The following is a 24,619-nucleotide window of genomic DNA, read 5'->3' on the forward strand; positions in this document are numbered from 1 at the left end:
GGCCGCGGGGAGCCCGGGATTGAAGCTCGCGACGCTCAAGGATGGAACCCGTGACGGGCGGCTCATCGTCGTCAAGCGGGACAACTCGGCCTATGCGCTGGCCACCAACGTCGCCCTGACGCTGCAGGCGGCGCTGGACGACTGGGACACGAAGGAGCCGCTGCTCCGCGCGCTCGCCACGCAATTGGAGGCTGGCGCGGTGCAGAGCCGCCCGTTGGACCAGTCGGCCCTGCATGCGCCGCTGCCGCGCGCCTACGAGTGGATTGATGGCAGTGCCTACATCAACCACGTCCTGCTGGTGCGCAAGGCGCGCAACGCGGAGCCGCCGGCCACGCTGAAGACGGACCCGCTGGTGTACCAGGGTGGCTCCGGCGAGTTCCTGGCGCCCACCGCGGACATTCCCCTGCCGGACGAGGCGTGGGGCCTGGATTTCGAGAGCGAGGTCTGCGTCATCCTGGGCGACACGCCTCGGGGCACGAAGGCCGCGGACGCGGACAAGCACGTCAAGCTGCTGATGCTGGCCAACGACGTGTCGCTGCGCAACCTCATCCCGGACGAGCTGGCCAAGGGCTTCGGCTTCTTCCAGAGCAAGCCCGCCACGGCCTTCAGTCCGTTCGCGGTGACGCCGGACGAGATTGGACCGGCCTGGCGCGAGGGCCGCATCCACCTGCGCCTGCGCTCGGTGCTCAACGGCGTCCAGGTGGGTGACACCGACGCGGGCCCGGAGATGCACTTCTCCTTCTTCGAGCTCATCCAGCACCTGTGCAAGACGCGCGGCTACACGGCGGGCACCATCCTGGGCAGCGGCACCGTGTCCAACGTGGACCGCGCCCGGGGCATCTCCTGCCTCGCCGAGCAGCGCATGATTGAGACGATTGAAGAGGGCAAGCCGAAGACGCCCTTCATGAAGCCCGGCGACACCATCGACATCGAGATGACGGGCGAGGACGGGCAGAGCGTCTTCGGTCGCATCTCCCAGAAGGTGGTGAAGCCGTCATGAAGGCCCCTCGGCTGCACAACTACTGGCGCTCCTCCGCCTCGTGGCGGGTGCGGCTGGGCCTGCGCCTCAAGGGCGTGGACTTCGAGTACGTGCCGGTGCACCTGCTCCAGGATGGTGGCCAGCAGCACTCGGATGCGTACCGCGCGCTCAACCCGATGCGGACGGTGCCCACGCTGGAGTGGACGGAGGCCGATGGCACCGTGCGCCGGCTGTCCCAGTCGCTGGCCATCCTCGACTACCTCCAGGAGACCTTCCCGTCGCCGTCGTTCTTCCCGGAGGACACGTACCTGCGCGCCCGCGCGCGGATGCTGGCCGAGTACGTCAACTCCGGCATCCAGCCCCTGCACAACCTGGGCGTGCTCCAGCGCGTCAAGCACGAGCTCAACGGCGATGACAAGGCGTGGGGCGCGCACTGGTGCACCCGAGGTTTGGAGGCGCTGGAGAAGATGGTGCAGCCCACCGTCGGGCGCTATTGCGTGGGTGACACGGTGACGCTGGCGGACGTGTGCCTCGTCCCCCAGTTGTACGGCGCGCGCCGGTTCGCGCTGGACATGACGCCGTACCCCACGCTGCTGCGAATCGAAGCGGCCTGTGCCGAGCTTCCCGCGTTCCAGGCGTCTCACCCGGACCGGCAGCCCGACGCGGCGCCGGCCTGAGCTTCGCTCGACTCCTCCAGGCCCGCGAGCCTGGGGGCACGTCGTCAATGAGCGGCGGGGCGGCCGTCTCTCACTGACGACGTGAAGCGCGGACTCACTCGTCGCGCAGGGCGATGATGGGGTCCACGCGGATGGCGTGACGGACGGGAATCAGCGTGGCCAGCAGCGCCACGATGACGAGGAAGAGGGCCATGCCCGCGAAGAGCACGGGCTCGAAGGCGCTCACGCCGTAGAGCAGCCCGGACATGGCCCGAGCCGCGCCGATGGCGCCGACCAGTCCCAGCCCCACTCCGATGAGGGTGGGTTGCAGGCCCTGGCGCAGCACCAGCCACACCACGTCCGACTGCTTGGCGCCCAGCGCCATCCGGACGCCAATCTCGTGCGTGCGCTGGCTGACGCTGTACGAGATGACGCCGTAGACGCCCACCGCGCTGAGCGCGAGCGCCACGCCCGCGAAGACGAGCAGCAGCACCACCGCGAGGCGGGGGGCCAGCAGCGTCTCGCTGACGACCTGGGTCATCGGCTTCACGTTGGTCATCGGCAGTTCCCCGTCCATCTCCGACAGCAGGCGGCGCACCGCGGGGGTGAGCGCCGTGGGGTCTCCCGCCGTGCGCACGGCCAGGTACATGTCCCGCGTCGTCTCCTGGCGCTGCGGCAGGTACACCGCCGCGAAGTCACCCGCGCCGCTGCCGAACGTCGCCACCTGCACGTCACCCACCACGCCCGTCACCGTGCGCCAGACGGGCTTGCCGTCCACGTCGTTCATGGAGATGCGTCGGCCCACCGCGCTCCCGTCCGGGAAGTGGCGTTGTGCCAGGGCCTGGCTGAGCAGGACGACGGGAGGCGCGCCCGGCCCATCCTGCGGCGTGAAGAAGTTGCCCTCGCGCAGGGGAATGGACATGACGCGGAAGTAGTCCTCCGTCACCACCTGGAAGAAGACGTAGCGCACGTTGCCCTGGGCCAGCGGCGCCTCGCCCTCCACCTGCAGCGTGCCCCGGCTCCAACTGGGGCCCAGGGGGAGGTTGTTCGTCGCGGCCACGCCCTGCACGCCGGGGAGGGTGGCGACCTTCGCCAGCGCCTCGTCCTGGAAGCGCACCACCGACGCGAGGTCCGTGTAGCGCTGCTCGTTCATGCCGAACTTCAGCGTCAAGAGCCGCTCACGGTCGAAGCCCGCGGGCGCCTCCATCATCGCGCCGAAGCTGCGCGCGTTGAGCGCCGCGCACACGGTGAGCACCAGGGCGAACGCCAACTGCGCGGCCACCAGCATCTGCCGCAGCCGCTGCCGGCCCGCGCCACCGCCACGTCCCTCGCGGCGCAGCGCATCCGCGGGCTGCACCTTGGAGGCGCGCAGCGCGGGGGCCAGTCCGAAGGCCAGCGTGGCGATGACAGCCGCCGCCAGCGTGAAGGCGAGCACCCGTCCATCCATGCCCACCTTGTGCCAGCCGGGCACGAAGCGCCCCACGTCCGCGGGAACACCCGCCCGCATCAGGCCGATGCCCCACAGCGCCAGGAGCAGGCCACCTCCGGCTCCGAGCAGCGCCAACAGCAAACTCTCCGTGAGCAACTGCCTCGTGAGCCGAGCCTGCCCCGCGCCGAGCGCGCCACGGATGGCCATCTCCTGGGCCCTGCGCGCCGCTCGGGCCAGCAGCATGCCCGCCACGTTGGCGCACGCGACGCCCAGCACCAGCGCGGTGGCAGCCATCAGCACCCAGAGCATCAACCGGATGGGCCCGTCGCCGTACTCCCTCAACGGAATCGCGGACACCCGATGGCCCGGGTCCAGCTCCGCCATGCGCGGCTCCAGCAGCGCCAGTTGCGAGCGCGCCGACTGCACCGACAGGCCTTCCTTGAGTCGACCCACGGCTTGATAGGAGTGCTCGCTCCACATCGTCTGCGCGTTGGCGGGCAGCGCGGTGGGCACCCATAGCTGCGCGGCCTTGGGGAAGCGGAAGTCGGAGGGCATCACTCCCACCACCGTGTAGGGCTCCCCATCCAGCGTCACCGAGCGGCCCACCATGCCGGGGTCCGCGCCGAAGCGCCGCTCCCACAGCGCGTAGCTCAGCACCACCACCCGCTCGTGGCCGGGCTCGCCTTCGTCCGGTTGCAGCGTGCGGCCCTGGGCCGCACCCACGCCCAGCACGCCGAAGAAGTCGGACGTGACGCGGTAGCCGACGAGCCGCTCGGGCTCATTCGTCCCGGTGAGATTGAGGTCCCACGTCTGGAAGGCGGACACGCGCTCCAGGGACTGGGGGTTGCGGTGCAGTTCATCCACCACCGCGGCGGAGAGCTGGTTGCGCGCGTACCCCGGCGTGGCCTCGACGAGGAAGATGAGCCTGTCGAGTTGCGGGAAGTCGAAGGGCCGCAGCATCAGCGCGTCGAGGAAGCTGAAGATGACCGTGTTGGCGCCGATGCCCAGGGCCAGCGTCAGCACCGCCACCAGCGTGAAGGCCCTGTCGCGCACGAGCCCGCGCACCGCGTACCGCATGTCCTGAAGGAAGGTGTCCATGGTCAGTGTCTTGGGCCTGTCACGCCGTCAGGAGGGAGCTGACGGGCACCGGAGTCCGGCGGGCGGACGCCTTCCGGGGAAGCGTGGGTTGCGGAGAACTTGAGGATAGCAGTGGTGCGCGGTGAAGTCGTCGAAGCCCGGTGCACGTCAGCGCCGCTCGTCGAGGGTGACTTTGCCGTCGAAGAGGCTGACCGTGCGAGTGGCGACGCGCGCATGCGCCGGGTCGTGCGTCACCATGCAGATGGTGGCTCCGCCCTTGTGCAGCTCGGACAGCAACTGCATCACCGCCTCGCCATTCTTGGAATCGAGGTTACCGGTGGGCTCGTCCGCCAGGAGGATGAGCGGGTCTCCGGCCACGGCGCGCGCCACGGCGACACGCTGCTGTTGACCGCCGGAGAGCTGCCCCGGCATGTGCCGCGCGCGGTGCGCCATGCCGACCTTGTCCAGCGCGCGCTCGACCCGCTGCTTGCGCTCGGCGGCGGGCATTCCCCGGTACGTCAGGGGAAGCTCCACGTTCTCGAACACCGTCAAATCGCCGATGAGGTTGAAGCTCTGGAAGATGAAGCCGATGTGCCGGTTGCGCACCAGCGCGCGGTCCGACGCGGACAAGTCGAGCACGCTCTTGCCGTCGAGCAGGTACGTGCCCCGCGTCGTCGTGTCGAGCAACCCCAGCACGGCGAGCAGCGTGGACTTGCCGGAGCCCGAGGGGCCGACAATCGCCACCCACTCACCCTGGCGGATGTCGAGGTGGATGTTGGAGAGCGCGTGCGTCTCCACCTCCTCCGTCTCGAACACCTTCGTCAGCCCGTCCAGCGTGATGAGGGACTTGCCCGTGTCCACGCCAGGGGTGCCCGCCAGGAAGCCTGCTTCCGGGGCACTGGGGGGCTGCGTACCGCTCGCCGTCGTCGTCATTCCATCCTCCGAAAACTCTCGCGGGTCGCCTGGAGCGACTTCGCCACCCACGCTCACCGTCGCGCGCCTCGCGGCGCTTCCATCATCAGCACCGAGGGTACTCGATGGGGCTCGGCCAGGCGCAGCAGTGCGTAGCCGGTTCCAGAAAGCCCCACCATGAACCCAGGTGTCTCCACACCCAGGGGGACGCCGGAGAGCCAGCCATGCTTCCTGGCGCTCGCCAACAGCGTGGCGCCCCAGCGCCCCAATTCGTCGTCCGTCGCCGCGTCCCCACCCGCCGCCTCGCGCGAGGCCAGGAGCAGCTCCAGGCTGCCCGGGTCGCCATGGCACAGCGAGTGGTCGCGTCCCATGCCCAGCGCCCGGGTGTCCCGGAGCGCGGCGGCGAGCTCCTCGCGAGCCACCTTGTCCTCCATGCGTCGCAGGGACGCGAGCCGTCCCAGGCCGATGCCCGTGGAGCCATGGCACCAGGACGTCTTGAAGCGCGGCGTCTCGGGCCGGCCCCGCAGGTCGAGCCAGTTGTCCTTCTCGTGCACGAAGCACGAGCGCTCGTAGGCCAGCGCCTGTCGCGCCGTCTCCAGGAAGCGCGCCTCGCCGGTGAGCGCATGCAGCTCCACCAGCGCCAGGGCGATGCCCGCGGTGCCATGAGCGAAGCCCGTCAGTGCCGCGTCCGGCTCCAGTCGCGAGTGCCAGCCCACGCCCACCTTCTGCGCGCGGGCGCTCGCCACCAGGTGCTCACCGCAGCGTCGGGCCACCGTCAGCACGCGCTCGGAGGGCGCCGCGCGGTGCAGCGCCGCGAGCGCCAGGATGCACCCGGCCGCGCCATCCAGGATGTCGAAGTTCGCGTCCTGCTCGATGAGCGGCTCCAACTGAGCCATGCACGTCGCCGCGTGGTCCAGCAGGTCCGGCCGCTGCCACAGCGTGCCCAACTGCGTGTACGTGTAGAGCAGTCCGCCCCATCCGAGGAAGCCGCCCACCGACGCCGGTTGATGTCGGGGCTCGCCGTGCTTGCGCTCCATGGTGCGGACGGCGCCCCAGGCCAGCTCCGTGTAGCGGGCCTCGCCCGTCACCTCGCCCAGGGTCGCCAGGAAGAGCGCGACGCCGGGCAGTCCGCCGTAGAGGTCCAACCCCAGGGGGCTCAGCCGCCACTGCCGGTTCCACCCCAGCGTCAGGCCGAACCAGGAGCACTCCTCGCGGCCGCCCACCGCGAGCACCTCCAGCCGGTCACCCAATGCGCGAGCCGCGTCGAGCAACTGCTCGCGGGTGAGCGGAGTGGTGCCCGGGACGGGCTCGTGGCGCGCGAGTCGGAGCGGGTCCGCTTCGATTCCCAGCGTGGCGAAGGAGGCGCGGATGGCCCAGACCTGCTTCTCGAAGTCCTGCTCGCCCAGCCGGTCCACCTGCTTCTTCAGTCGCTCCAGTCCCCGCTCGTCGAAGACGCCGGGAATCTCCTCGCCGGGCTCGCCCCAGACGCTCGTGCTGTCCGGCACCGTGGTGAAGAGCGGCACGTCGCCGCGCTCCAGGGACTGGCGCTCCGCTTGATTCACCTGCGTGAGGAACGGGAAGCGGTCCGTGTCGAGCCACAGCCGCTCGAAGAAACGGTCGCGGTCCAGCGCGTTGCGAAGGAGGTCCGGGTGGTGGCTCTCCATGAGCATCGTCTTGTAGACGAACGTGGGCCGCAGCAGCGTGCGCACCTCCACGTGCGCGAAGCGCGTCAACAGGCCCCACTCGCCCAGCAGCGAGTCCTTGTGCTGGCGCAAGAGCGAGTAGACCTCCGAGAAGCCGCGCACGACGCTGTCCTGGTAGTGGAACAGGTCCACGTCCTCGCCGTTGAGGGTGGGGCGGTTGAGGCCTCGGCGGAAGGCGCGGGGCTTGCGCGTGTAGTGCAGTTCGTCCGTGCCGGCGCCCTCCATCGTCGGGGCGTTGCGGTTACCCGCGTGGCCCTCTGGGTTGCCCATGCCGCTGATGTCCACGCCCGCGGTGCGCGCGTCCTCCCACGCCCGGCCCGGCAGGAGCCCCACGCGCAGCACGGAGGCGAACACCTCCTGCTCGCGCAAGAGCAGGTCCGCCTGCTCCGTCAGCCGCAGGGGCGGATGCAGCAGTGACTCCAGGTCGATGAGCACCGGGTGCTCACCGGCGGCGATGACGTTCTCGAAGTGGAAGTCCGTGCCGTCCAGCAGGTACAGCAGCGCCAGGTAGCCGCCGTGGCGCTGGTAGAAGCGGTGGACCTGCGCCTCGTCGGTGCACGTCTCGGCCTCCACGCACTGGACCCAGCCGTAGCCGTCGCGCTCGACGCGAGGGGTGAGCGGGAAGGGCGTGGAGACACCGCGCGCGTTCACCCACTCCAGCAGCGCGTGGAAGTGGTGGTCCGTCGCCAGCGAGCGAGGCTTGTAGATGACGGTGAGCCCGGAGGAGAACGTGACGCGCGCCACCGAGTGGCCGCCCCGGTGGATGTCTCCCAGCCCCGCCTTCAGCTCGGTGAGTTGCCCCAGTTCCTTGCCGGAATGGAGCATCTGTCGCAGTGATTCCTGGTCCGCGCACAGCCGCTGGAGGAACTCCAGGCTCGTGTCGGCCCACAGGGTAACACGTGTCACCAGGTTGCGAGCCAGCACCGGGTACTCGCGGTACAGCGCGGCGAGGACGTCGGGCTGTCGCAGCCGCTTCACGAAGGACTGGAAGCGCTCCGGCGGCGTCTGGCCGTCGAGCAGCTCCGACAGGCGGGCCACGTGCAGCTCCAACACGAGCGTGCGGCTCAGCAGGTCCAACACGGTGGGAGGCAGCGAGGCGAAGAGCACCCCGCCCACCGTCTCCGGGTCGAAGGGCAGCGCCGCTCCCGAGGCGACGAGCGCCGAGATTCCTGCCTGGAGCCGCTCGAAGCCCTGACGCAGGAAGGGCTCCGCGGCGACGATGAGCGCCGCGTTCGGGCTGTTCACATACGACGCGGGGTAGGGCAGGCGCGTGGTGGGGGCGGGCCGCGCCAGGGCCGCCTCCACGTCATGCATCCACGCGGGCGCGACGGGGACGCGGGCGCGCACGGCCTCGATGGGCTCACCGAGCAACTGGCGCAGCGTGTCCTCGGAGATTCCCGCGGAGGCCAGCCGCTGCGCGAAGAGGGCGTCGTCGGAGAGCGGAGGCTTCTCGCGCCAGCGCTTGAGCCGGCGCTCCGCCAGGGCCGCGTCCACCGAGCCGCCCGGCGTGTCCGGGTGGGCACGCAGGGAGGCGATGCGCTCGGTGAGCGTGAGGGCGTGGTACCAGGCGAGGTCGGGCGGCGGCTGGGACATGATGGGGGTCGTCGAGGAGTGCCGCGTCCGGTGGGGGCCACCTGGGTGGCACCGCGCCGGTCGTCAGGTGGCCAGCGGGCGGGAGGGGTTGCGCAACCAGTAGTGCCGGAAGGCGAGATAGGCCTTCACCTGGAGCGGCTGCCCCGGTTGGTGGATGAGCTTCACGTGGTTGATGCGGCGGGCGAAGCCGCTGTGCTGGCCGGGCATCCGCTCGCTGGCGCGCACCAGGTTCTCTGGCCACTGTCCCTCGTGGGTGAGGGAGCTCTGCACACCCGCCCAGGTCAGCAGCGCATCGCGCTTGAGCGGCGTGCACAGCCCCTGCGCCACCAGCGTGTCCAACCACCGTTGCCAGCGGGCCGGGCTGGGGTCCTGGTCCAGGATGCACTCCAGGCCGAGCTTGGGGTGGATGCCCTCACCCACGTCGATGTCGAGCGTGAAGTCGTCCACGAAGGGCCGCGTCTCCTCCAGGAGCGCGTCCAGGACATCGGCCTCGCCCGGCCAACCCGCGTCGCGCAGCGCGGTGCCCAGGCCCTGATGGGGCAGCCCGCGGATGCACAGCCGCAGCGCGTCCGTGTGCCGGGAGAACATCATCCCCACCTGCTCGATGCGCGGCGGGCCGGGCAGCAGCTCCAGACAGCGCAGCATCGCCGGGGGGATGTCCGCGCGCCCGGGGCCGCGCAGCAACTCCAGGCTGCCGCGCACGGTGTCGAGCAGGTCCTCCGGGGGCTGCTCCGGCCCGAAGAAGACACCGGGGATGGGGACCTCGCCCTCCAGCTCCTGAAGGTCGAACTCCAGCCACATGTCCCTCACGCGCTTGTGCAGAGGGGAGGTAGGACTGGCCCACGTCCGGCAGTAGTCGCGCACGCGCTGCCAGACGGGGCTGTGCAGGAACGCGTCGGGTGGGTGGTAGTCGGGGTGGTGTCCCGCGAAGGCGGCGCGGGTGCCATCGGCGGCGAGCAGGTTGATGAGGAAGTCCCCCACTGGCGCGTCGTCACCCAGCCTGCACTCGAAGCCGCTGCTCGCGCACGGGGGGAGCTGACGGGCGATTCCGAGGATGGGCCGCAGCGCCTCGGGCGAGACGAGCGCTGGCGGGACGAACGGCACGGCGAGCCGCAGATAGTCTTCCATGGACAGACGCAGGGGGAGCCTCTCTTCGTTGCGTGTCGGGGATGGAGCTCAGCCGCTGAGCCGCTGGGAGTGAGGGGGGAGCTCGGCGGCCCCCTTGCTGGGGGCGTCTTCCGAGAGCTGCTTGCGCACCAGCTCCACGTAGTGGCCCTCGCGGCCCATCAGCTCCACGTGGGTGCCCCGCTCGACGAGCTTGCCGCCGTCCAGCACGAGGATGAGGTCCGCGTCACGCACGGTGCTGAGCCGGTGGGCGATGAGGATGCGCGTGCAGGACAGCGCCCCCAGGTTGTCGTCCAACGTGCTCTCGGTGAGCACGTCGAGCTGGCTGGTGGCCTCGTCCAACAGCAGCAGCGCGGGCTTGCGCACCAGCGCCCGGGCCACCGCGAGCCGCTGCCGCTGTCCACCCGAAAGTCCGGAGCCGCCCGAGCCGGAGATGACCGTCTCGTAGCCCATGGGCATCTTCTCGATGTCGTCATGGATGACGGCGAGCTTCGCGGCCTCCATGACCTGCTCCAGCGGCAGGGACGGGTCGCTGAAGGTGATGTTCTCCCGGAGCGAGCCGCTGAAGAGGAACGGCTCCTGGAGCACCGCGCCGAACTGCCCGCGCAGCATGACGTAGTCCAGCGACTGCATCGGCTGGCCGTCGTAGAGGATTTCGCCCGTGGAGGGCTCGTGCAGGCCGAGCAGCAGCATGGCCAGCGTCGTCTTGCCGGAGCCGCTGCGTCCCACCAGCGCCACCTTCTGCCCGGGCTGGATGCTCAGCGAAATCCCGTCGAGGACAACGGGTCCCTCGGGCGAGTAGCGGAAGCTGACGTCCTTGAGCTCCACCTGGCCGGACAGCTTGTCGATGGGCTTCACGTCCGGCAGCGACTGCTCCGGCGTGGCCTCCAGGATGTCGATGAGGCGGTTGAGGTGCGCGCCCACCATCTGGAGCTGCTGACCGGTGGCGGTGAGAGACGCGAGCGGCTGGATGCAGGAGACGGCCAGCGCGTTGAGCGCGAGCATGGTGCCCAGCGACATCTCCCCCGCGAGCACCTGGCGCGCGCCCAGCCACAAGAGCAGCAGCGGAGCCAAGGTGCGCAGCGTGAGCAGCGCGGAGTCCAGCACCGATGACAGGTGGTTGCGGCGCACCGTCACGTTCAGGTGCTTCATCAGGAGGTTGGACCAGTGGTCCAGCACCCGCTGCTCGGCGCCCGAGGCCTTGAGCGTGGCCACGCCAATCAGCGCCTCGGTGAGGTAGTTCTGCGACTCCGACTGCGCCGTCAGGCTCTCCTGGGTGAGGCCATGGATGCGCTGGTTGGTGCTCAAGAGCAGCGCCACTTGGATGGCGCCGATGATGATGGAGACGATGCCGAACAGCGGCGCCTGGAACAGCAGGATGGTGAAGTAGACGAGCACCAGCAGGCCGTCGAGCACCACGGACAGCGTGCGGCTGGTGAGCGCCTCGCGGATGGCCACGTTGCTGCCCAACCGCGTGAGCAGATCGCCCGTGGTGCGCTGCTGGAAGAAGCGCAGCGGAAGCGTGAGCAGGTGGCCGAACAGCCCCAGCATCATCCGCGAGTCCAGGCGGGCGTACAGGTAGATGATGACGGCCGAGCGCAGGTAGCTCGTCAACCCCTGCGCCACCACGAGCACCGCCATCCCCAGCCCGAGCACCGTCATCAAATCCACGGCGCGATACGGCAGGACGCGGTCCACGACGACTTGAGTGAGCAGCGGCAGCGACAGGCCGATGCCCTGCATCATCAGCGAGGCGGCGAAAATCTGTCCCAGGAACGCGCCGAAGCGCGGCACGCCCACCACGTAGGACAGCACCGTGCGCCAGGACGAATCGCCCGAGTGCTTGCGGCGCTGGAACTGGAGGCTCGGCTCGAACGACAGGGCCAGGCCCGTGAAGCCCGCGTCGAACTCCGAGGGCGTCAGCCGGCGACGTCCGCGCGCCGGGTCGACGACATCCACGTGGGACGGCGTCCAGCGCTCCACCACGAGGAAGTGGTTGAACTCCCAGAAGACGATGGCGGGCAGGGGGATGCGGTGGAAGTTGGCCAGCGTGACGGAGTAGCGCCGCGCGATGAGGCCGTGTGTCCGGGCCGCGCGGACGATGGCGAGCGCGGAGGCGCCGTCACGGCCGGTGTCCAGGCACTCGCGACAGTCGGCCGCGGCGGTGCGGCGTCCGTAATACGAGAGCACCATGGCCAGGCACGCGCCACCGCACTCCCGCGTGCTGAGCTGGAGGATGACGGGCACGCGCCGACGGCGGAACCACAGCACCAGCGGCCACAGCAGGCGCATCACCCGGTCCAACAGCCGGGGCGACGGCGTGGGGGAATCCGGGGGCGATGCGGTGGGCTCCTGGGGCGCCGTGGCCGAAGCCGAGGACTGCGCGGTGGACTCCGAGGACGGCGCGGCGGGCCTGGTCGGAAGGCTCATCGACCGTGGCTCCGCGCGGCGTCACGGTTGAACGCGAGCAGCTCGATGAGTCGCTGCGAGCCCACGCGGACGCTCACCGGAAAGGTGCCGCCCAGGAAGTCGGAAGGCGACGGGCCCTCGGGCGATGCGCTCAGCCGCGCGACGAGGACAGCGGAGGGAGCCGCGCCGAGCTGGGACGGCACCAGGTCCACGCCGAAGCGCTCCCGCGCGGCCTTGGGGCTCAGGAGCTGAGGCTCCACGGTGAGGACCTCCGCGCGCAGGCGGGCGGCGGGGGACGAGGGCTCCACGACGAGCGGCTGTTGGGGCTGGAGCGCGGGGAGCGACTGGTGCGACAGGAAGACGAGCAGCAGCGGCTCACCCGGCCGGGCCAGGGGGCTGACGCGCGTGCCCTCCACGACGATGGCCACGCCGGACTCGAAGCGGGGAACCCGGGCGCTCCAGGCGAGCGCGCCGCAGCCCAGCACCAGCACGAGCGCCAACCACATCAGGGCCTGGGCGCGCGGTGCGACGAACGCGGGGAGCACCAACTGGGAGCGTCCCTGGACGAAGCGCTCCAAGGCGCCGGTGCGGAAGATGGAGGAGGGGGGCGCGCTCATGAATGGCCCTTCGCCAAGGTGGCTCCCGCCAGGGGTGTGGGCACTGGAGGCACTGTGAGAACGCTACACATCTCAGGCGGCTCCACTGCCTTGTGGGCAGTGAAGCACGGTCCTGATTGAGACTAGCAGCTGCACCAGTCGCAGCTGGCCGCGGCCAGACCGCCCGAGGCAACGCCGAGGACTTCGTCGGTCAGCTCCAGGATGCCGGCCGGGTTCGCGGGGATGAGGTCCCGCTCGGACTCGGACAGGTTGTTGCGGAACTCCTCGTCCTTCCACGCACGGATGATCTCAGACTTGACGGAATCAGACATGGGCTTCTCCTTTACAACGGGAGTACAGCGAGGGACCTGCGGCAACGCACCCGGGATTCGCCTGTCAGCACGCCTCCCGAGAAAGCCCAGTATGAGTTGACTAACGAACCGCCGGCAAGACGGGGGTATCATTTTTCACTGATACTTGAATGTATTGCCGGAATTCAGCGAGTTCTCGTCATAAAAGTTCATGAGCGAGGGGTTGCGTCCGCGTGCGAAGAATGGGGCGCCGCTCGACGGCGAGCCGCTCCAGCAGGGACGCGGCGCCAGCGCTTCCCGGGGCCTGGGCGAAGGCGTGTTGGAGCCGCCGCGCATGATGTCTCAAGGAGGCGTTGTCTCTCAGCGCTTCCACCTGCTCGCCGAGCCGGGCGACGGTGACATCCTCGGGGCGCAGGTGCACGGCGACGCCCGCGGCCAGACAGCGGAGGGTCAAGTCAGACTGCTCTCCACCGCCGCCGCCTGGAATGAGGAACAGGGGCAGTCCATGGGTGAGCGCGCCGAGCACGGCGGCCGTGGTGCTGCTGGAGATGATGCCCTGGGCAAAGGGCAGCACCGTGGCCTGGGGGACATGGGGCCGCACGAAGAAGTTGGCGGGCACGCGCCCCACGTCGCGGTCCAACCGGCCGGTGGAGGCCGCCACCCGGATGGGTTTGTCTCCGAGCGCGTCGCGCAATTCCTCCCAGAAGCCGGGAGAGTTGAACACGCGTCCGGGCTGGGCATAGAGGATGGGTTCTCCCGAGGCGCGCGCCTCCGTCAGCCATTGCTCCAGCTCCGGGTTCGGCTCGATGAAGTCCCAGCCGAGGCTGCCCACCAGGTGGGTGACTTCAGGCAGCACGTCCAGCGGACCCTCGAGCTCCTCGACAGTCTGAAGCAGGTGCAGGTCTCCCAGCAGCGGTGACTGGCTGGAGGGGACGTCCCGCTTGGGCAGCCAGAACATCTCGCTGCCCAAATCGTAGGACTCCATCAGCCGCGCGTAGCGGTCCTTGAGGAACTCGTCATAGGGGAGCGTGCCGGCGAGCCGGTGGACCTGGTAGGCGCGGAACTCGGGGGACATCCGCTCCAGCATGGCGTCGGTGGGCAGGATGCTGGCGGCCAGGCCGATGACCGCCGAGGGAATCTGGTGCCGGGCGCCCGCGAGCACCGCGCCGAAGGCCATGGCCTGTCCCACCAGCACGTCGGCGGGGAACTCGGTGAGGGCGTATTCGATGTGTTTCACCTGCCGGGCCTGCTCCAGCGGGTTGGCGGTGCGCTCGACGACGAAGCTGGGGCCGTCCTCCTTGCCGCGAGGAATGCGTCGCAGGCCCACCCGTTCCAGGAGCGGGCTCATGGTGGGGCCGGTGGCGAAGGCCACCTCATGGCCGTGCTTGCGCAGCTCCAGTGCCACGGAGATGGCGGGACCGAGGGAGCCGTAGCTGGTGAGGGACGTGAAGAGAAAGCGCATCGCCTGTCCTTCGGGGCGCCCGTGGCGCTCAGGTGCACTGCCAGCGACTGTAACAGCTTCTTGTTTCGCTGCTTTCACGGTGGCCTGTCTGTCTCGCCCCAACCTGGGTCATGATTCGGCCGAGCGCCGTGGCGGCGGGTGCGCGACGCGGGGTTCTTCCGGAGTGTGAAGCATGGAGATGTCGGCGGCAGAGAAGGACGCACTCGTGAAGGCGCTCGGCGCCGGCGTCAGACAACCCATCCTTTCTTCACCGTTGGAGCTGCGGCCCTACAGCCACGACTTCGGCGGCATCCAGCAGCGGCATCCGGCCGTGGTGGTGCGTACCTGGAGCGAGCAGGACCTGGTCCACACGCTGAGGGTGGCGCGCGAGCGCGGTGTCTCCGTCACCGTCCGAGGCTCGGGCCACTCGCTGCGAGCGCAGTCGCTCAGCGACGGCGGCATCGTCGTGGAGAACGTGGGGGGCGAGCCCGACATCCTGGTGAACGAGGATGGCACGGTGGAAGTCACCACGCGCACGCGCTGGGGCGAGCTGGAGGCGGCGCTCAACATGGTGGGCCGCACCGCGCCCGTGCTCACGGACCACATGGCCACGGCGCTGGGTGGCACGCTGTCCGTCGCGGGTTATGGCGCGCGCTCGCTGCAGTACGGCGCGCACCTGGACCAGGTGGAGCGGCTGCGCCTCATCCTGCCGGATGGCTCCGCGCGCTGGTGCTCGCGGACCGAGGACGGTGAGCTGTTCCAGTACGCGCTCGGGGGCTTCGGGCAGGTGGGCGTCATCGAGCGCGTCGTCATGCGGACGCATCCGTATCGTCCGGCGGTGCGCGTGCAGATCAACGAGTTCGACTCGTTGGGCGCGCTGGTGGAGTCCCTGGCATGGACCGCGGACTTCGACGGGGCCTCACCGGACCACTTCTTCGGACAGCAGAAGCGCGGGCAGGTGCAGAGCGTCTTCGGCGCCAGCCACGAGGACGAGGCGAAGGCCGCGTCCACGCCGATTCCGGGGCCACTGGAGAAGCAGGCGCAGCGGCGCACGCACCTGCTCGTCCGTCCGGGCTACTTCATCCAGGCGCGGACGCGGGCCGACGGCCCCCTGGACACGTTGCCCCGCCAGTATTGGAGCGACTACTGCTTCGACTACGAGGGCCTGAAGGCCTTCGTGCAATACCTGGAGGCCGGTCCACGCGAGCGCGTCTGGGACGACAACTGTCTGGTGCGGATGCTGGCGTTGAAGCGGGGCGAGGTGCGCTGGCCGTTCGACATCCGCTCGATTGGGACGACGGCGTCGAGGCTCTACGGCATCGGCGTCTACTACCGCATCGAACCCGGCGAGGACGCGAAGGCGGAGCTGGCCCGGCAGGCGCACCGCGACTTCCTGGCGCGCTGCCTGGAGCTGGGTGGCCGGCCGTATCTCTACGGCTGCAACGAGCTGACGCCAGAGTTGATGCAGCGCTTCTACGGCGACGCGTATGCGCGACTGAAAGTGCTGCGACGGGAGCTGGACCCGGACGGGCTGCTCAATCCGGGCGGGCTCCCCTGACGCCTACTCGGGGCGGAGCAGGCCCCGGGCCACGAGCACCTTGAGGACCTCGTGGGCCTGCTCGAGACGGAGGCCGCCCGTCCACATCTCCACTTCGGCCAGGGAGAAGCGCTGTCGCTCGGAGAGGGCGCGTATCAGGGGCAGCGCGTCTCCACCGAGGGCGACCTCCGTGTTCGCGCCATAGACATACACCATCGACATCGCGGCGCCCGGCGTGGCGGGGCGCGCGGCGTAGACGAGGGGATATGGCTCGGTGCGCACCAGGACGACGTCGGGCTGGAGCGGTGTCTCCGCCGTCTGGCGGGCCGGGGCTGGCTGGGGACTGGTGGTGGTGGCGCGTCTCCACAGGCGCTCCAGCTCCGTGTCATCCGCCGCCAGCTTTCCGAGCAGTGATTGCAACTCCTCCAGGCGGGTGGAGATGAACCGCCGCACCTCGGGGGGCATGGCACCACCCGTGGTGGGCGAGGCGAGCGAGGCGGGGACGAGGGCGCGCCACTCCACGCGGCCCTGGAGCACCCGCTCCAGCTCCGGTCCGAGGATGCCGAAGAAGCCCACCGTCTCGCAGGCCATGTTCATCGCGAGGGAGGACTCGGTATTGGCCTTCGCGTCGTGCCAGCAGCCCGGCGGGAGGTAGAGCAGGTCGCCCGGCTCCAGCAGCACCTCCTCGAACTGGCTCGCATCCGGGGTGGCCACGTCCTTGATGGGCTTGCCGTCGCTCTGCCGGACGCGGCCGTCCTGCTCGACGATGGCGTTGCGCAGCGGGTAGTTCATGGCGGGCTGGCGCGAGTACCGCCACTGCTTGCGGCCCTCAATCTGGATGACCATCGCGTGGCGCGCGTCGTAGTGCGTGTCCAGGCCCTCGCCCGGCGGGGACAGGTAGCAGTTGAAGCGGACGGGGCTCGTCAACTGGAGCTGGCGTTTGATATCGGCCGCGAAGCGCGCGAGCCCCGGGTCTCCCGCGCCGATGTCGTTGACGCAGACGGTGGTGCGCGAGGTGAGCGCCTCGCGGACCTGCTGCGGCTCAATCTGGATGGCGGCGTACTGGTCGTGACGGTTGCGCCAGAAGGAGTGGATGCCGAAGGACGCGGGGGCTCGCTTGTCGAAGCCCGCGTGGAGGATGGCCCTGTCGAACCGCTCGCGGTCGAACAGCCCCTTGAACTTCCCGGGCGTGCCCCGGACGAAGAGCGCCTTCTTCTCCCAGTACTCGGCGAGGAAATCCTCGGGAGTGATGGGATGCAGCAGCTCCGCGAGTTCACGGCCGGTACCACCGAGCATCGGAAGACCCCTTGCACGAGTTGGCGATGTCTCAACGGTAGTCGCGAGACATGGCGCGCGTCGAGACACCCTCCGTTTCGCCCGGGTCAGGGCGCTGGTGCGAACGTGGTTTGGATGTCCAGGGCTCGGGACAGCGTGAGCGTCACGGGCGTCTTGGCGGCGATTTCGAGCAGGCGGGCGCGCTGCTCCTCGCTCACGGTGGGGCCCACGGAGAGCACGCGCTCCACGCGCTCGGTGCCGTTCTCGCGGAAGAGCTTGAGCTTCACGGTGAGGGGCCCCAGGTCCCAGCCCTTGCGCGCGGCGTACATCTTCAAGGTGATGGCGGTGCACGCGCCCAATGAGCCCATCAGCAGTTGATAGGGCGCCGGGCCCTGGTCCGCGCCACCAAGGGCTGTGGGCTCGTCAGCCTGGAAGTGGTGCTTGCCGGTGCGAATCGACTGCGTGTAGCCGGCCTGGCTCTCGACGACGGCCGCCGCGAGCAGCGTGGAGTCTGGGGTGGTCATGCCGGGCATGAATCCAGGACGCGGCCCGCGTGACAAGGACCGTGCATGGGTGGGAAGTCGCTTGGTTGTTTCAGCGGCGCATCCCTCTTCCTGGGGTAGCTTTTCGTGGAGATGCCTTCCCTGGAGCCCGCGAGCCCCACGTCTTCCTCGCCGAGCGACCGAGCCGCCGTGCTCCGGGAGCTGGCGTTGCTGTTCCTCCGGCTGGGCACCACGGCCTTCGGTGGACCCGCCGCGCACATCGCGCTCATGGAGGACGAGGTGGTGCGCCGTCGGCGCTGGCTCACGCGCGAGGAGTTCGTGGACCTGCTCGGCGCGGCGAACCTCATCCCCGGTCCCAACTCCACGGAGCTGGCCATCCACATCGGCCACCGGCGCGGCGGCTGGCCCGGCCTGCTGGTCGCCGGGGTCTGCTTCATCCTCCCGGCGTTCCTCATCGTCACCAGCTTCGCCTGGGCCTACTCACGCTTCGGCACCCTGCCGGACGTGAGCGCGCTCTTGTCCGGGGTGAAGGCCGTCATCATCGCCGTGGTGCTGCAAGCGCTGTGGGGGCTGTCGCTCACCGTGGTGAAGACGAAGCTCGCCGCCGTCGTGGCCTTGTGCTCCGTCTCGGCGGCGTTCCTCGGCGTCAACGAGCTGCTGCTCCTGTTGCTGTCGGGGCTCGGGGTGCTCGCGTGGCGCGCGGTGGAGCACCGCCGGGCGCGGGGGCCCTCGTCGAACTCCATGGTGTCGCCATGGGCGCTGATGCTTCCCCTGGGCGGGGCCAGCGCGGCCGTGCCCTTCACGCAGCAGGGCCTGTTCCTCTTCTTCCTGAAGGTGGGTTCGGTGCTGTACGGCAGCGGTTACGTGCTGCTGGCCTTCCTGCGCGCTGATTTGGTGGAGAGGCTGGGCTGGCTGTCGGAGGCGCAGTTGCTGGACGCGGTGGCGGTGGGGCAGGTGACGCCCGGTCCTGTCTTCACCACGGCCACGTTCATCGGCTACGTGCTCGGGGGAATGACGGGAGCGGTGGTGGCCACGGTGGGCATCTTCCTGCCCGCGTTCTTCTTCGTCGCGCTCAGCGGGCCGCTGGTGCCGCGATTGCGCGCCTCCTGGGCGGCGGGAGCGTTCCTGGATGGTGTCAACGCGGCGTCGCTGGCGCTGATGGCCGTGGTGACGTGGCAACTCAGCCGGGCGGCGCTGGTGGACGCGTGGACGGTGGGGCTCGCCATCGCGTCCGCTGTGTTGTTGCTTCGCTTCCGCGTCAACTCCGCCTGGCTGGTGCTGGGCGGAGGCGCGGTGGGGTGGCTGGTGAAGAGCCTCAGCGCGGGGTGAGCGTCGCCTCGCAGCGGGCCACTTCGTCTCCGGACAGGTCGCTGCGCCGGTCGATGCACGTCAGGCGCAGCTTGTCGCCCTCGAGCGTGTTCTCGCAGTGTCGGTTGGCGTCGATGGTCGTCGTGGAGCCCGCGTCCGCTCGCACGACACCGCCATCCGCGCCCAGGTGCACGGTGTGGTTGCGGTCATGCAGCGACCATTCGCCCTTGGGAATGTCCAGGGAGTCCTGGGTCGAATCGCCGAAGGCGGGGAACCCCAGCGCCTCCGCGCCCTGCGTGGTGACTTCGCACGAGTCCTCATCCGAAAGGACGCGGAAGGTGCCATTGGTGCCGCAGGTGTTGCCGCTGACGTCGAAGGCGACATTGAGCGCGCCGTGCTCGCAGCGGCGCGACGAGTCGGCGACGAGCAGCAGCCCGGTGGTGGCCAGTGCGGCGACGGTGGCGAGGTTTCTCAGCAAGGGCTTCATGACAAGGCTCCGGGGGGAGTGAGGGACGTGGCCGGCGTCTGGGAGAGCAGCGTGGCGCGGCCGTACAGCATCGCCACCGCGATGAAGGGCAGGGTGAGCAGGTCCGTGGGGTCGGCCACCGCGCGGAAGCCGGTGAGTCCGAACGGTGCGCCCAGGGGACGCAGCCATTGACAGAAGAGGTCCGCGAGCGGCTGCGACACCTTGAGCGCGGTGAACAGCACGGCGGTCAGCGCCGCGCCCACTCCCAGCCGGACACCTCGCGGCCAGCGAGTCGCGAGGGCCAGCAGCGCGGACACGTAGAGCGGCAGGAAGAAGCAGATGGCCACATCCGACAGCTTGCCGGTGAGCGTGTTGTGAAAGGCGGGCTTGAGCCAGCGGTCATTCACCGCCATCAACGCCACGGCCGCCAGGGGCAGTGGGGCGAAGAACTCTGGCAGGCGAGGCAGGGCCTTCACCGCAGCCCCTCCGGCCGCACCAGTGCACGCAGGAGGATGGCGTCGGTGAGCAGCTCCACCGGAGCCCGGTCATCCGTCAGGGGCTCCCCCGAGGCCACCGCGCGCAGCTCTCCGACGACACGCGTCGCCAGCGGGCGCAGCGAGAGTGGGAGCCGCTCCGTCCTCGCGGCCAGCCGCTCCGCCATGCCCTCCTCGCCCGCGAAGAAGAGCGTGTTGCTGTGGTTGCGCGCATCCGCGGCGAGCACTCGGGGGAACACGGACGCCAGCGTGCCGCCCACCGCGTCCACCACCCCTCGCTCCTCGCGGAAACGGCCCACGTTGAAGCACGCCACTCCGCCAGGAACGAGGTGCTCCGCCACGCTCCGCGCGAACTCACGGGTCGTCAGATGGAAGGGCACATAGGGGAAGCGGAACGCGTCGACGATGATGACGTCGTAGCGCCGCCAGTCCGACTCCAGGAACGCGCGTGCATCCCCGACGTGCACCTCCACCTCGGCCCCCAGTCCGAAGTGCGTCCGCGCCAGCCGCACCACCGCCGCGTCCAGCTCCACGCCCACCACCCGCGCCCCCAGATACGTCTCGCGCAGCCCGCGCGCGCTGGTGCCCGCCCCCAACCCCAGCAGCAACACGCGAGGCGCCCGAGGCTCCGCGCGCGCCATCGCCGGCGTCAACAGGTAGTGCGCGAAGACCTCTTCCCGCACCGGCTGCCCGGGCAACCACGTGCTCTGCACCGCGAAGCCCTCGTCGAACACCAGGCTCCGAGTCCCCTCGGGAGACTCCAGCACCTGCACGAAGGCATGGGGGGACTCGGCCACCTCCAGCGCTCGCGGATGTCGCGGCAGTGCATGGATTCCGAACGCCAGCGCCACCACCGGCACGCCCACCGCCACCACCCGCCACCTCCACCCGAGCCCGTGTGCCGCCGTCAGCCCGAGCAGCCCCGCGAAACACGCCATCGCCCGCGCGGTGCCCAGCCACGGCAGCACCACGAAGGCCGCCAGCAGCGTCCCGGCGATGCTCCCCAGTGTGGACGCCGAGGACAGCCGCCCCGCATGCGCCCCCGCCGACGCCACGCCGCCCAGCCCCACCCGCAACAGGAACGGCCCCACCGCGCCCAGCGCCAGCAGCGGCGGCACCGCCACCAGCACCACCAACGCCACGCGCCCCATGGCCTCCAGTGGACGCCCCGTCATCACCGCCGTCGTGGCCCCCGGCAAGAGGGCCCTCGCCAGGAAGGGCAGGGCCGCCAGGAGCAGCGCCGCGACACACAGCGCCATGCGCAGCGGCTCCAGTCGCTCCGCGCGGTCTGCCCATCGCCCGCCCAGGTGCGCCCCCAGCGCAAGCCCTCCCAGCACCAGGGAGATGAGCGCCGCCCACACCGGCGTGCTGCTCCCGAAGTAGGGGGCCACCAGTCGCGAGGCGGCCATCTCCGACGCCATCACCGTGGCGCCAGAGAGGAAGGACAACCACGTCAGTGAAGAGGGCTTCATGAGCGGGGGCCCGGATGAGCAAGGCCCGTTCCATACTCAACAGCCCGTAACTCCACGGCCCCAGGGGAGGAACCCCGAGGTGCGGGCGACAAGGCTGTCAGTGACTCACGGCTCCACTGACAGCGGTGTCACGCTCACGCCTTGAAGGGCAGGGGGGCCACCTTCACGGTGTCGGGGCCCCCCGCCAGCGTCAGCTCGGTGCCGGGCTCCAGCGAGTCCCGGTGCACGTAGCCCAGGGCCACGCGCTGTCCCTGGGCCGGCGAGCGCACCACGCTGGTGAGCCAGCCCACCTTCTTCTCGCCCCGGCGCAGCTCCGTGCCCGGCGCGGCGTCGAGCTCGCCCAAGAGCAGGCCCGTCAGCTTGCGGTTCATGTGGCCGCGGAAGGTGGCCCGGGCGATGACCTCCTGCCCGATGTAGCAACCCTTGTTGTAGGAGATGGCCCCGGTGAGGTTGGCCTCCATGGGGATGGTGGTGTCCACCATGTCCTGCCCGTAGCGGGGGACCCCGGCCTCCACGCGCAACAGCTCCAGGCCCTCGAAGCCCAGCGGCTTGAGGCCGAGCTCGGCGCCCGCCTGGCTCAAGGCCCGCCACGCGGCCTCCAGGCCCGCGCGCGGCACCCACACATCGACGCCATGGGGCTCCACCGAGGTGTTGCCCACCAGGAGGACCTCCTGCCCGGCGAGCGTCATCGCCCGGGTGGCCTGGTGCGCCAGGGGAGCGAACCCTTCGCCCAGCACCCCCGCCGTCCGGGGGCCGAGCAGCCGGAGGATGCCGTACTCGCCCGTCGCGTCGTGCAGCTCGGCGTCCTCGGAGATGAGGTATTTCTCCAGGAACTCCCGGACCTTGGCGCCGTGGCCCGGCTCCACATCCATCAAGAGGTCCGCCTCCCGCTTGAGGATGCGGGCATCCGCCACCATGGCCCCCTTCACATTCACCAGGGCGGCGTACGTGGCGGCTCCGACGGGGAGGTTGTTCACCTCCTGGGTCACCATTCCATGTAGGAAGGAGGCCCTGTCCTCCCCCGTTATCCGGAGGATTTCACGGTAGGAGGCATCGTGGAGGGCCACGGCCTCCACGGCGGCCCGGTAGCCGTCCTCGCCGTTGCCATACCCGGCCACGACTTCCCGGCCGCGCACATCGATGAAGCGGGCCCCCGCTTCTTCGTGAAGAAAATGCAGAGACAGCGGTTCCATGTCCGTCGCTATATAGAGGCGAAGGAGCGAATGCCACGATGGATGTGAAGCACCTGTCGTCCTTCCAGGATTTCTCCCCGGAGAAGCTCCGGAAGCTCAACGTCTTCCAGTCCGAGCGCTTCTTCCTCGACGTCTACTGTCTGGCGCCTGGCCAGGCCCAGAAGCCGCATCACCACGCCACCTCCGACAAGGTCTACGTCGTCCTGGAAGGCCGTTGCCGCTTCCGCGTCGGCGCCGAGGAGGAGGTCCACGGTGTGGGCGCGGCGGTTTTCGCCCCCTCGGGCGCGGAGCACGGTGTCGCCAACGATGGCCCCGACTCCGCCCGATTGCTTGTCTTGATGACCCCGCCCCCGGAGCACGCATGAGTCCGAAGTCCTCTCCCCAGAAGGCCGCCACCCCCGTCCCCTTCCGCGTCGGGGTGGTGTTGCTGGTGCTGGGCGTGGCCGCGAGCGTCCTGTCCGTCTTCCAGTGGAGCCAGTTGCTCACGCTGCGCGCCGGTGGTTCCACCGTGTGTGGCGTGTCCGACACGGTGAACTGCGAGACGGTGTGGAACTCGCCGTTCGCCACCCGCATGCATGAGCTGTTCGGCATCCCTGTCGCGGGCCTGGGGCTCGTGTGGGGCCTGACGGTGGTGGCGCTGTCGGCGCTGTACCTGGCGCGTGCGCGCTCGGGGAAGCCGGTGGGTCCGGCGGCCCAGGGGCTGCGGCTCGCGGCCATCGCGGGCGTGGTGTCGGTGCTCGTGTTCGCCTTCGCGAGCTTCCAGACGGGCGTGGTGTGCCCCACGTGTCTGGGGACGTACGCGCTGGTGGCGGCCATCGCCGGTGTCGCGTGGAAGGGGCTGCCGGCCGGTGCGGGCCAGTGGGTCCCCGGGCTCCAGTGGACGGTCGGCATCACCGTCGTCGTATTCGTTGCCGTGTTGCTGCCGGGCCGCTCGCTGTCCACGCCGCAGCCCAAGGTGGGGGAGCTGCTGCCCGTGGCCTCGTCGTCGACGACGGAGGCGGCCACGCCCGCGTCGCTGGAGGCGTACCTGCGCGGGCTGCCGATGGCGCAGCAGCAGTTCATCTCCAACGCGCTGGCGCAGTACCGGCACGGCGTGCCGCAGGCCGCCGCCGCGCCCGCGCGTCACCGCTATGGGCCGGTGGACGCGCCGGTGAAGATTGTCGAGTGGACGGACAGCAAGTGCCCCCACTGCAAGGCGTTGGTGGAGGAGCTGGCGGTGCTGAAGAAGCGCGTGCCGGAGGGCAGGCTGTCGTTGGAGGCGCGGCAGTTCCCGCTGGATGGCTCGTGCAATCCGGCGATGCCCAAGCGCGGGCCGGATGCGCCCACGGTGCGGTGCGTGGCGGCGAAGGCGCAAATCTGCCTGGAGGGCGCGCCGGACTTCTGGACGCTGCGGGAGAAGCTCTTCGCGGCGCAGGCGGTGTTGGACACGGAGCGGGTGATGGAGATTGCCTCCTCCGGTTCGGTGTCGCGGATGCAGTTGGATGCGTGCATCGCGAGCGCGGCGACGGCGGCGAAGATTCAGGAGGATACGGCGTATGCGCTGCGCTACCAGTTCACGGGCACGCCGCTGGTGGTGGTGAACGGGCGGCAGGCAATGCCGTCCGCGCCATTCCTGTACGCGCTGGTGATGGCGAACGGGAATCCGAGCGCGCCCGCGTTCGACGTGCTGCCTCCGCCGCGCGCGATGCCGCAGGACGACCACGCGGGCCACAACCACTGAGCGACGGCGGGCGTCTCGTCATGGGCAAGCGTGACAAGAAGGACGAGCCGGCGGCTCCGGTGGGGCCGTTCCACAATCCCTTCGCCGCGCTGGCGGCGAAGCGGGAGGCGCTGCCGGTGGGGCCCGCAGCGCCTGCCGCGGCACCGGTGCGCAAGCCCGAGCCGAAGGGCCCGGCGCGCGCGGTGGTGCGGATGGAGCGCAAGGGGCGGGGCGGCAAGGAAGTCACGGTGGTGGAACATCTGGAACTGCCCGTGCCCCAGCGCGAGGTGTGGCTCAAGGCGCTGAAGAACTCGCTGGGGTGCGGAGGCGTGGTGGAGGACGACACGCTGGTGCTCCAGGGTGACCAGCGTGAGCGGCTGCCCGCGCTCTTGGAGGCACGCGGCGTGCGCAAGGTGACGGTGGGCTGAGCGGGGGCTGGTG

The 24,619-nt window shown here is 70.1% G+C and carries 21 protein-coding genes; 7 read left to right on the forward strand and 14 right to left on the reverse strand.

Annotated features, from left to right (window positions below; genetic code table 11):
- The first annotated feature begins 19 nt into the window (after positions 1–19).
- Positions 20–1,000, forward strand: coding sequence for a fumarylacetoacetate hydrolase family protein (locus tag G4D83_RS34100; protein ID WP_163869056.1), 981 nt, complete (start codon positions 20–22; stop codon positions 998–1,000).
- Complete coding sequence (maiA, locus tag G4D83_RS34105) at positions 997–1,656, forward strand: maleylacetoacetate isomerase (protein ID WP_163869057.1); 660 nt, start codon at positions 997–999, stop codon at positions 1,654–1,656. The genes G4D83_RS34100 and maiA overlap by 4 nt, the downstream gene beginning before the upstream one ends.
- A 94-nt stretch (positions 1,657–1,750) precedes the next feature.
- Here maiA and G4D83_RS34110 read toward each other — a convergent pair whose 3' ends face one another.
- The 8 genes from G4D83_RS34110 to G4D83_RS34145 form a co-directional block, all read right to left on the reverse strand.
- Complete coding sequence (locus G4D83_RS34110) at positions 1,751–4,162, reverse strand: ABC transporter permease (RefSeq protein ID WP_163869058.1); 2,412 nt, start codon at positions 4,160–4,162, stop codon at positions 1,751–1,753.
- 147 nt (positions 4,163–4,309) lie between these two features.
- Complete coding sequence (locus tag G4D83_RS34115) at positions 4,310–5,074, reverse strand: ABC transporter ATP-binding protein (protein WP_240356906.1); 765 nt, start codon at positions 5,072–5,074, stop codon at positions 4,310–4,312.
- Between the two features lie 53 nt (positions 5,075–5,127).
- Positions 5,128–8,349 carry a type 2 lanthipeptide synthetase LanM family protein gene (locus tag G4D83_RS34120; RefSeq protein ID WP_163869059.1) on the reverse strand — a complete coding sequence of 1,074 codons (3,222 nt, stop codon included), beginning with the start codon at positions 8,347–8,349 and terminating at the stop codon, positions 5,128–5,130.
- A 63-nt stretch (positions 8,350–8,412) separates the two neighbouring features.
- The gene (locus G4D83_RS34125; protein WP_163869060.1) at positions 8,413–9,477 is read right to left on the reverse strand and encodes a hypothetical protein; all 1,065 of its coding nucleotides are present in this window, start codon (positions 9,475–9,477) and stop codon (positions 8,413–8,415) included.
- Between the two features lie 48 nt (positions 9,478–9,525).
- Complete coding sequence (locus tag G4D83_RS34130; RefSeq protein WP_205522784.1) at positions 9,526–11,904, reverse strand: peptidase domain-containing ABC transporter; 2,379 nt, start codon at positions 11,902–11,904, stop codon at positions 9,526–9,528.
- A complete protein-coding gene (locus tag G4D83_RS34135; protein WP_163869061.1) occupies positions 11,901–12,500 on the reverse strand; it encodes a hypothetical protein in 600 nt (199 codons plus the stop codon). The genes G4D83_RS34130 and G4D83_RS34135 overlap by 4 nt, the downstream gene beginning before the upstream one ends.
- A 122-nt stretch (positions 12,501–12,622) precedes the next feature.
- Positions 12,623–12,811 (reverse strand): mersacidin/lichenicidin family type 2 lantibiotic, encoded by a 189-nt coding sequence (locus tag G4D83_RS34140; protein ID WP_163869062.1) that lies wholly within the window; start codon positions 12,809–12,811, stop codon positions 12,623–12,625.
- A 178-nt stretch (positions 12,812–12,989) separates the two neighbouring features.
- Entirely contained in the window at positions 12,990–14,252 is a 1,263-nt protein-coding gene (locus G4D83_RS34145) for a glycosyltransferase (protein WP_163869063.1), read from the reverse strand.
- Positions 14,253–14,424: 172 nt separating this feature from the next.
- On the opposite strand from G4D83_RS34145, the gene G4D83_RS34150 reads away from it, so the two are divergent.
- A complete protein-coding gene (locus G4D83_RS34150; protein WP_163869064.1) occupies positions 14,425–15,789 on the forward strand; it encodes an FAD-binding oxidoreductase in 1,365 nt (454 codons plus the stop codon).
- 3 nt (positions 15,790–15,792) lie between these two features.
- On the opposite strand, the gene G4D83_RS34155 is transcribed toward G4D83_RS34150, so the two are convergent.
- Complete coding sequence (locus G4D83_RS34155) at positions 15,793–17,064, reverse strand: JmjC domain-containing protein (RefSeq protein ID WP_163869065.1); 1,272 nt, start codon at positions 17,062–17,064, stop codon at positions 15,793–15,795.
- 86 nt (positions 17,065–17,150) lie between these two features.
- A complete protein-coding gene (locus G4D83_RS34160) occupies positions 17,151–17,567 on the reverse strand; it encodes an OsmC family protein (protein ID WP_163869066.1) in 417 nt (138 codons plus the stop codon).
- Between the two features lie 111 nt (positions 17,568–17,678).
- Here G4D83_RS34160 and chrA point away from each other — a divergent pair, with 111 nt between their 5' ends.
- Positions 17,679–18,875 carry a chromate efflux transporter gene (chrA, locus tag G4D83_RS34165; protein WP_163869088.1) on the forward strand — a complete coding sequence of 399 codons (1,197 nt, stop codon included), beginning with the start codon at positions 17,679–17,681 and terminating at the stop codon, positions 18,873–18,875.
- Here the strand turns inward: chrA and G4D83_RS34170 are convergent.
- The 4 genes from G4D83_RS34170 to ygfZ form a co-directional block, all read right to left on the reverse strand.
- Positions 18,862–19,341: a hypothetical protein gene (locus G4D83_RS34170; protein WP_163869067.1), complete on the reverse strand. Its 480-nt coding sequence runs from the start codon at positions 19,339–19,341 to the stop codon at positions 18,862–18,864. The genes chrA and G4D83_RS34170 overlap by 14 nt on opposite strands.
- Positions 19,338–19,796 (reverse strand): hypothetical protein, encoded by a 459-nt coding sequence (locus tag G4D83_RS34175; RefSeq protein ID WP_163869068.1) that lies wholly within the window; start codon positions 19,794–19,796, stop codon positions 19,338–19,340. Before G4D83_RS34175 ends, G4D83_RS34170 begins: the two co-directional genes overlap by 4 nt.
- Positions 19,793–21,286, reverse strand: coding sequence for a fused MFS/spermidine synthase (locus tag G4D83_RS34180; protein WP_163869069.1), 1,494 nt, complete (start codon positions 21,284–21,286; stop codon positions 19,793–19,795). Before G4D83_RS34180 ends, G4D83_RS34175 begins: the two co-directional genes overlap by 4 nt.
- Before the next feature lie 134 nt (positions 21,287–21,420).
- Complete coding sequence (gene ygfZ, locus G4D83_RS34185) at positions 21,421–22,479, reverse strand: CAF17-like 4Fe-4S cluster assembly/insertion protein YgfZ (RefSeq protein WP_163869070.1); 1,059 nt, start codon at positions 22,477–22,479, stop codon at positions 21,421–21,423.
- Positions 22,480–22,517: 38 nt separating this feature from the next.
- Here ygfZ and G4D83_RS34190 point away from each other — a divergent pair, with 38 nt between their 5' ends.
- Genes G4D83_RS34190 through G4D83_RS34200 form a run of 3 tightly spaced genes read left to right on the forward strand, consistent with a single transcriptional unit; the run spans position 22,518 to position 24,606 of the window.
- Positions 22,518–22,844 (forward strand): cupin domain-containing protein, encoded by a 327-nt coding sequence (locus G4D83_RS34190; RefSeq protein WP_163869071.1) that lies wholly within the window; start codon positions 22,518–22,520, stop codon positions 22,842–22,844.
- Positions 22,841–24,199, forward strand: a complete 1,359-nt coding sequence (locus G4D83_RS34195) for a vitamin K epoxide reductase/DsbA family protein (protein ID WP_163869072.1) — start codon at positions 22,841–22,843, stop codon at positions 24,197–24,199. Before G4D83_RS34190 ends, G4D83_RS34195 begins: the two co-directional genes overlap by 4 nt.
- Before the next feature lie 20 nt (positions 24,200–24,219).
- Entirely contained in the window at positions 24,220–24,606 is a 387-nt protein-coding gene (locus G4D83_RS34200) for a translation initiation factor (protein ID WP_163869073.1), read from the forward strand.
- Positions 24,607–24,619: the final 13 nt, after the last annotated feature.

This window comes from Myxococcus eversor (genome assembly GCF_010894455.1).
In the GTDB taxonomy this organism is placed as follows: domain Bacteria; phylum Myxococcota; class Myxococcia; order Myxococcales; family Myxococcaceae; genus Myxococcus; species Myxococcus eversor.

What these genes read in the sequence shown, in the direction of transcription:
- maiA (WP_163869057.1), top strand. Translation starts at nt 997, where the DNA reads ATGAAGGCCCCTCGGCTGCACAACTACTGGCGCTCCTCCGCCTCGTGG.
- G4D83_RS34110 (WP_163869058.1), bottom strand. Translation starts at nt 4,162, where the DNA reads ATGGACACCTTCCTTCAGGACATGCGGTACGCGGTGCGCGGGCTCGTG.
- G4D83_RS34115 (WP_240356906.1), bottom strand. Translation starts at nt 5,074, where the DNA reads ATGACGACGACGGCGAGCGGTACGCAGCCCCCCAGTGCCCCGGAAGCA.
- G4D83_RS34120 (WP_163869059.1), bottom strand. Translation starts at nt 8,349, where the DNA reads ATGTCCCAGCCGCCGCCCGACCTCGCCTGGTACCACGCCCTCACGCTC.
- G4D83_RS34125 (WP_163869060.1), bottom strand. Translation starts at nt 9,477, where the DNA reads ATGGAAGACTATCTGCGGCTCGCCGTGCCGTTCGTCCCGCCAGCGCTC.
- G4D83_RS34130 (WP_205522784.1), bottom strand. Translation starts at nt 11,904, where the DNA reads ATGAGCCTTCCGACCAGGCCCGCCGCGCCGTCCTCGGAGTCCACCGCG.
- G4D83_RS34135 (WP_163869061.1), bottom strand. Translation starts at nt 12,500, where the DNA reads ATGAGCGCGCCCCCCTCCTCCATCTTCCGCACCGGCGCCTTGGAGCGC.
- G4D83_RS34140 (WP_163869062.1), bottom strand. Translation starts at nt 12,811, where the DNA reads ATGTCTGATTCCGTCAAGTCTGAGATCATCCGTGCGTGGAAGGACGAG.
- G4D83_RS34145 (WP_163869063.1), bottom strand. Translation starts at nt 14,252, where the DNA reads ATGCGCTTTCTCTTCACGTCCCTCACCAGCTACGGCTCCCTCGGTCCC.
- G4D83_RS34150 (WP_163869064.1), top strand. Translation starts at nt 14,425, where the DNA reads ATGGAGATGTCGGCGGCAGAGAAGGACGCACTCGTGAAGGCGCTCGGC.
- G4D83_RS34155 (WP_163869065.1), bottom strand. Translation starts at nt 17,064, where the DNA reads ATGCTCGGTGGTACCGGCCGTGAACTCGCGGAGCTGCTGCATCCCATC.
- G4D83_RS34160 (WP_163869066.1), bottom strand. Translation starts at nt 17,567, where the DNA reads ATGACCACCCCAGACTCCACGCTGCTCGCGGCGGCCGTCGTCGAGAGC.
- chrA (WP_163869088.1), top strand. Translation starts at nt 17,679, where the DNA reads ATGCCTTCCCTGGAGCCCGCGAGCCCCACGTCTTCCTCGCCGAGCGAC.
- G4D83_RS34170 (WP_163869067.1), bottom strand. Translation starts at nt 19,341, where the DNA reads ATGAAGCCCTTGCTGAGAAACCTCGCCACCGTCGCCGCACTGGCCACC.
- G4D83_RS34180 (WP_163869069.1), bottom strand. Translation starts at nt 21,286, where the DNA reads ATGAAGCCCTCTTCACTGACGTGGTTGTCCTTCCTCTCTGGCGCCACG.
- ygfZ (WP_163869070.1), bottom strand. Translation starts at nt 22,479, where the DNA reads ATGGAACCGCTGTCTCTGCATTTTCTTCACGAAGAAGCGGGGGCCCGC.
- G4D83_RS34190 (WP_163869071.1), top strand. Translation starts at nt 22,518, where the DNA reads ATGGATGTGAAGCACCTGTCGTCCTTCCAGGATTTCTCCCCGGAGAAG.
- G4D83_RS34195 (WP_163869072.1), top strand. Translation starts at nt 22,841, where the DNA reads ATGAGTCCGAAGTCCTCTCCCCAGAAGGCCGCCACCCCCGTCCCCTTC.
- G4D83_RS34200 (WP_163869073.1), top strand. Translation starts at nt 24,220, where the DNA reads ATGGGCAAGCGTGACAAGAAGGACGAGCCGGCGGCTCCGGTGGGGCCG.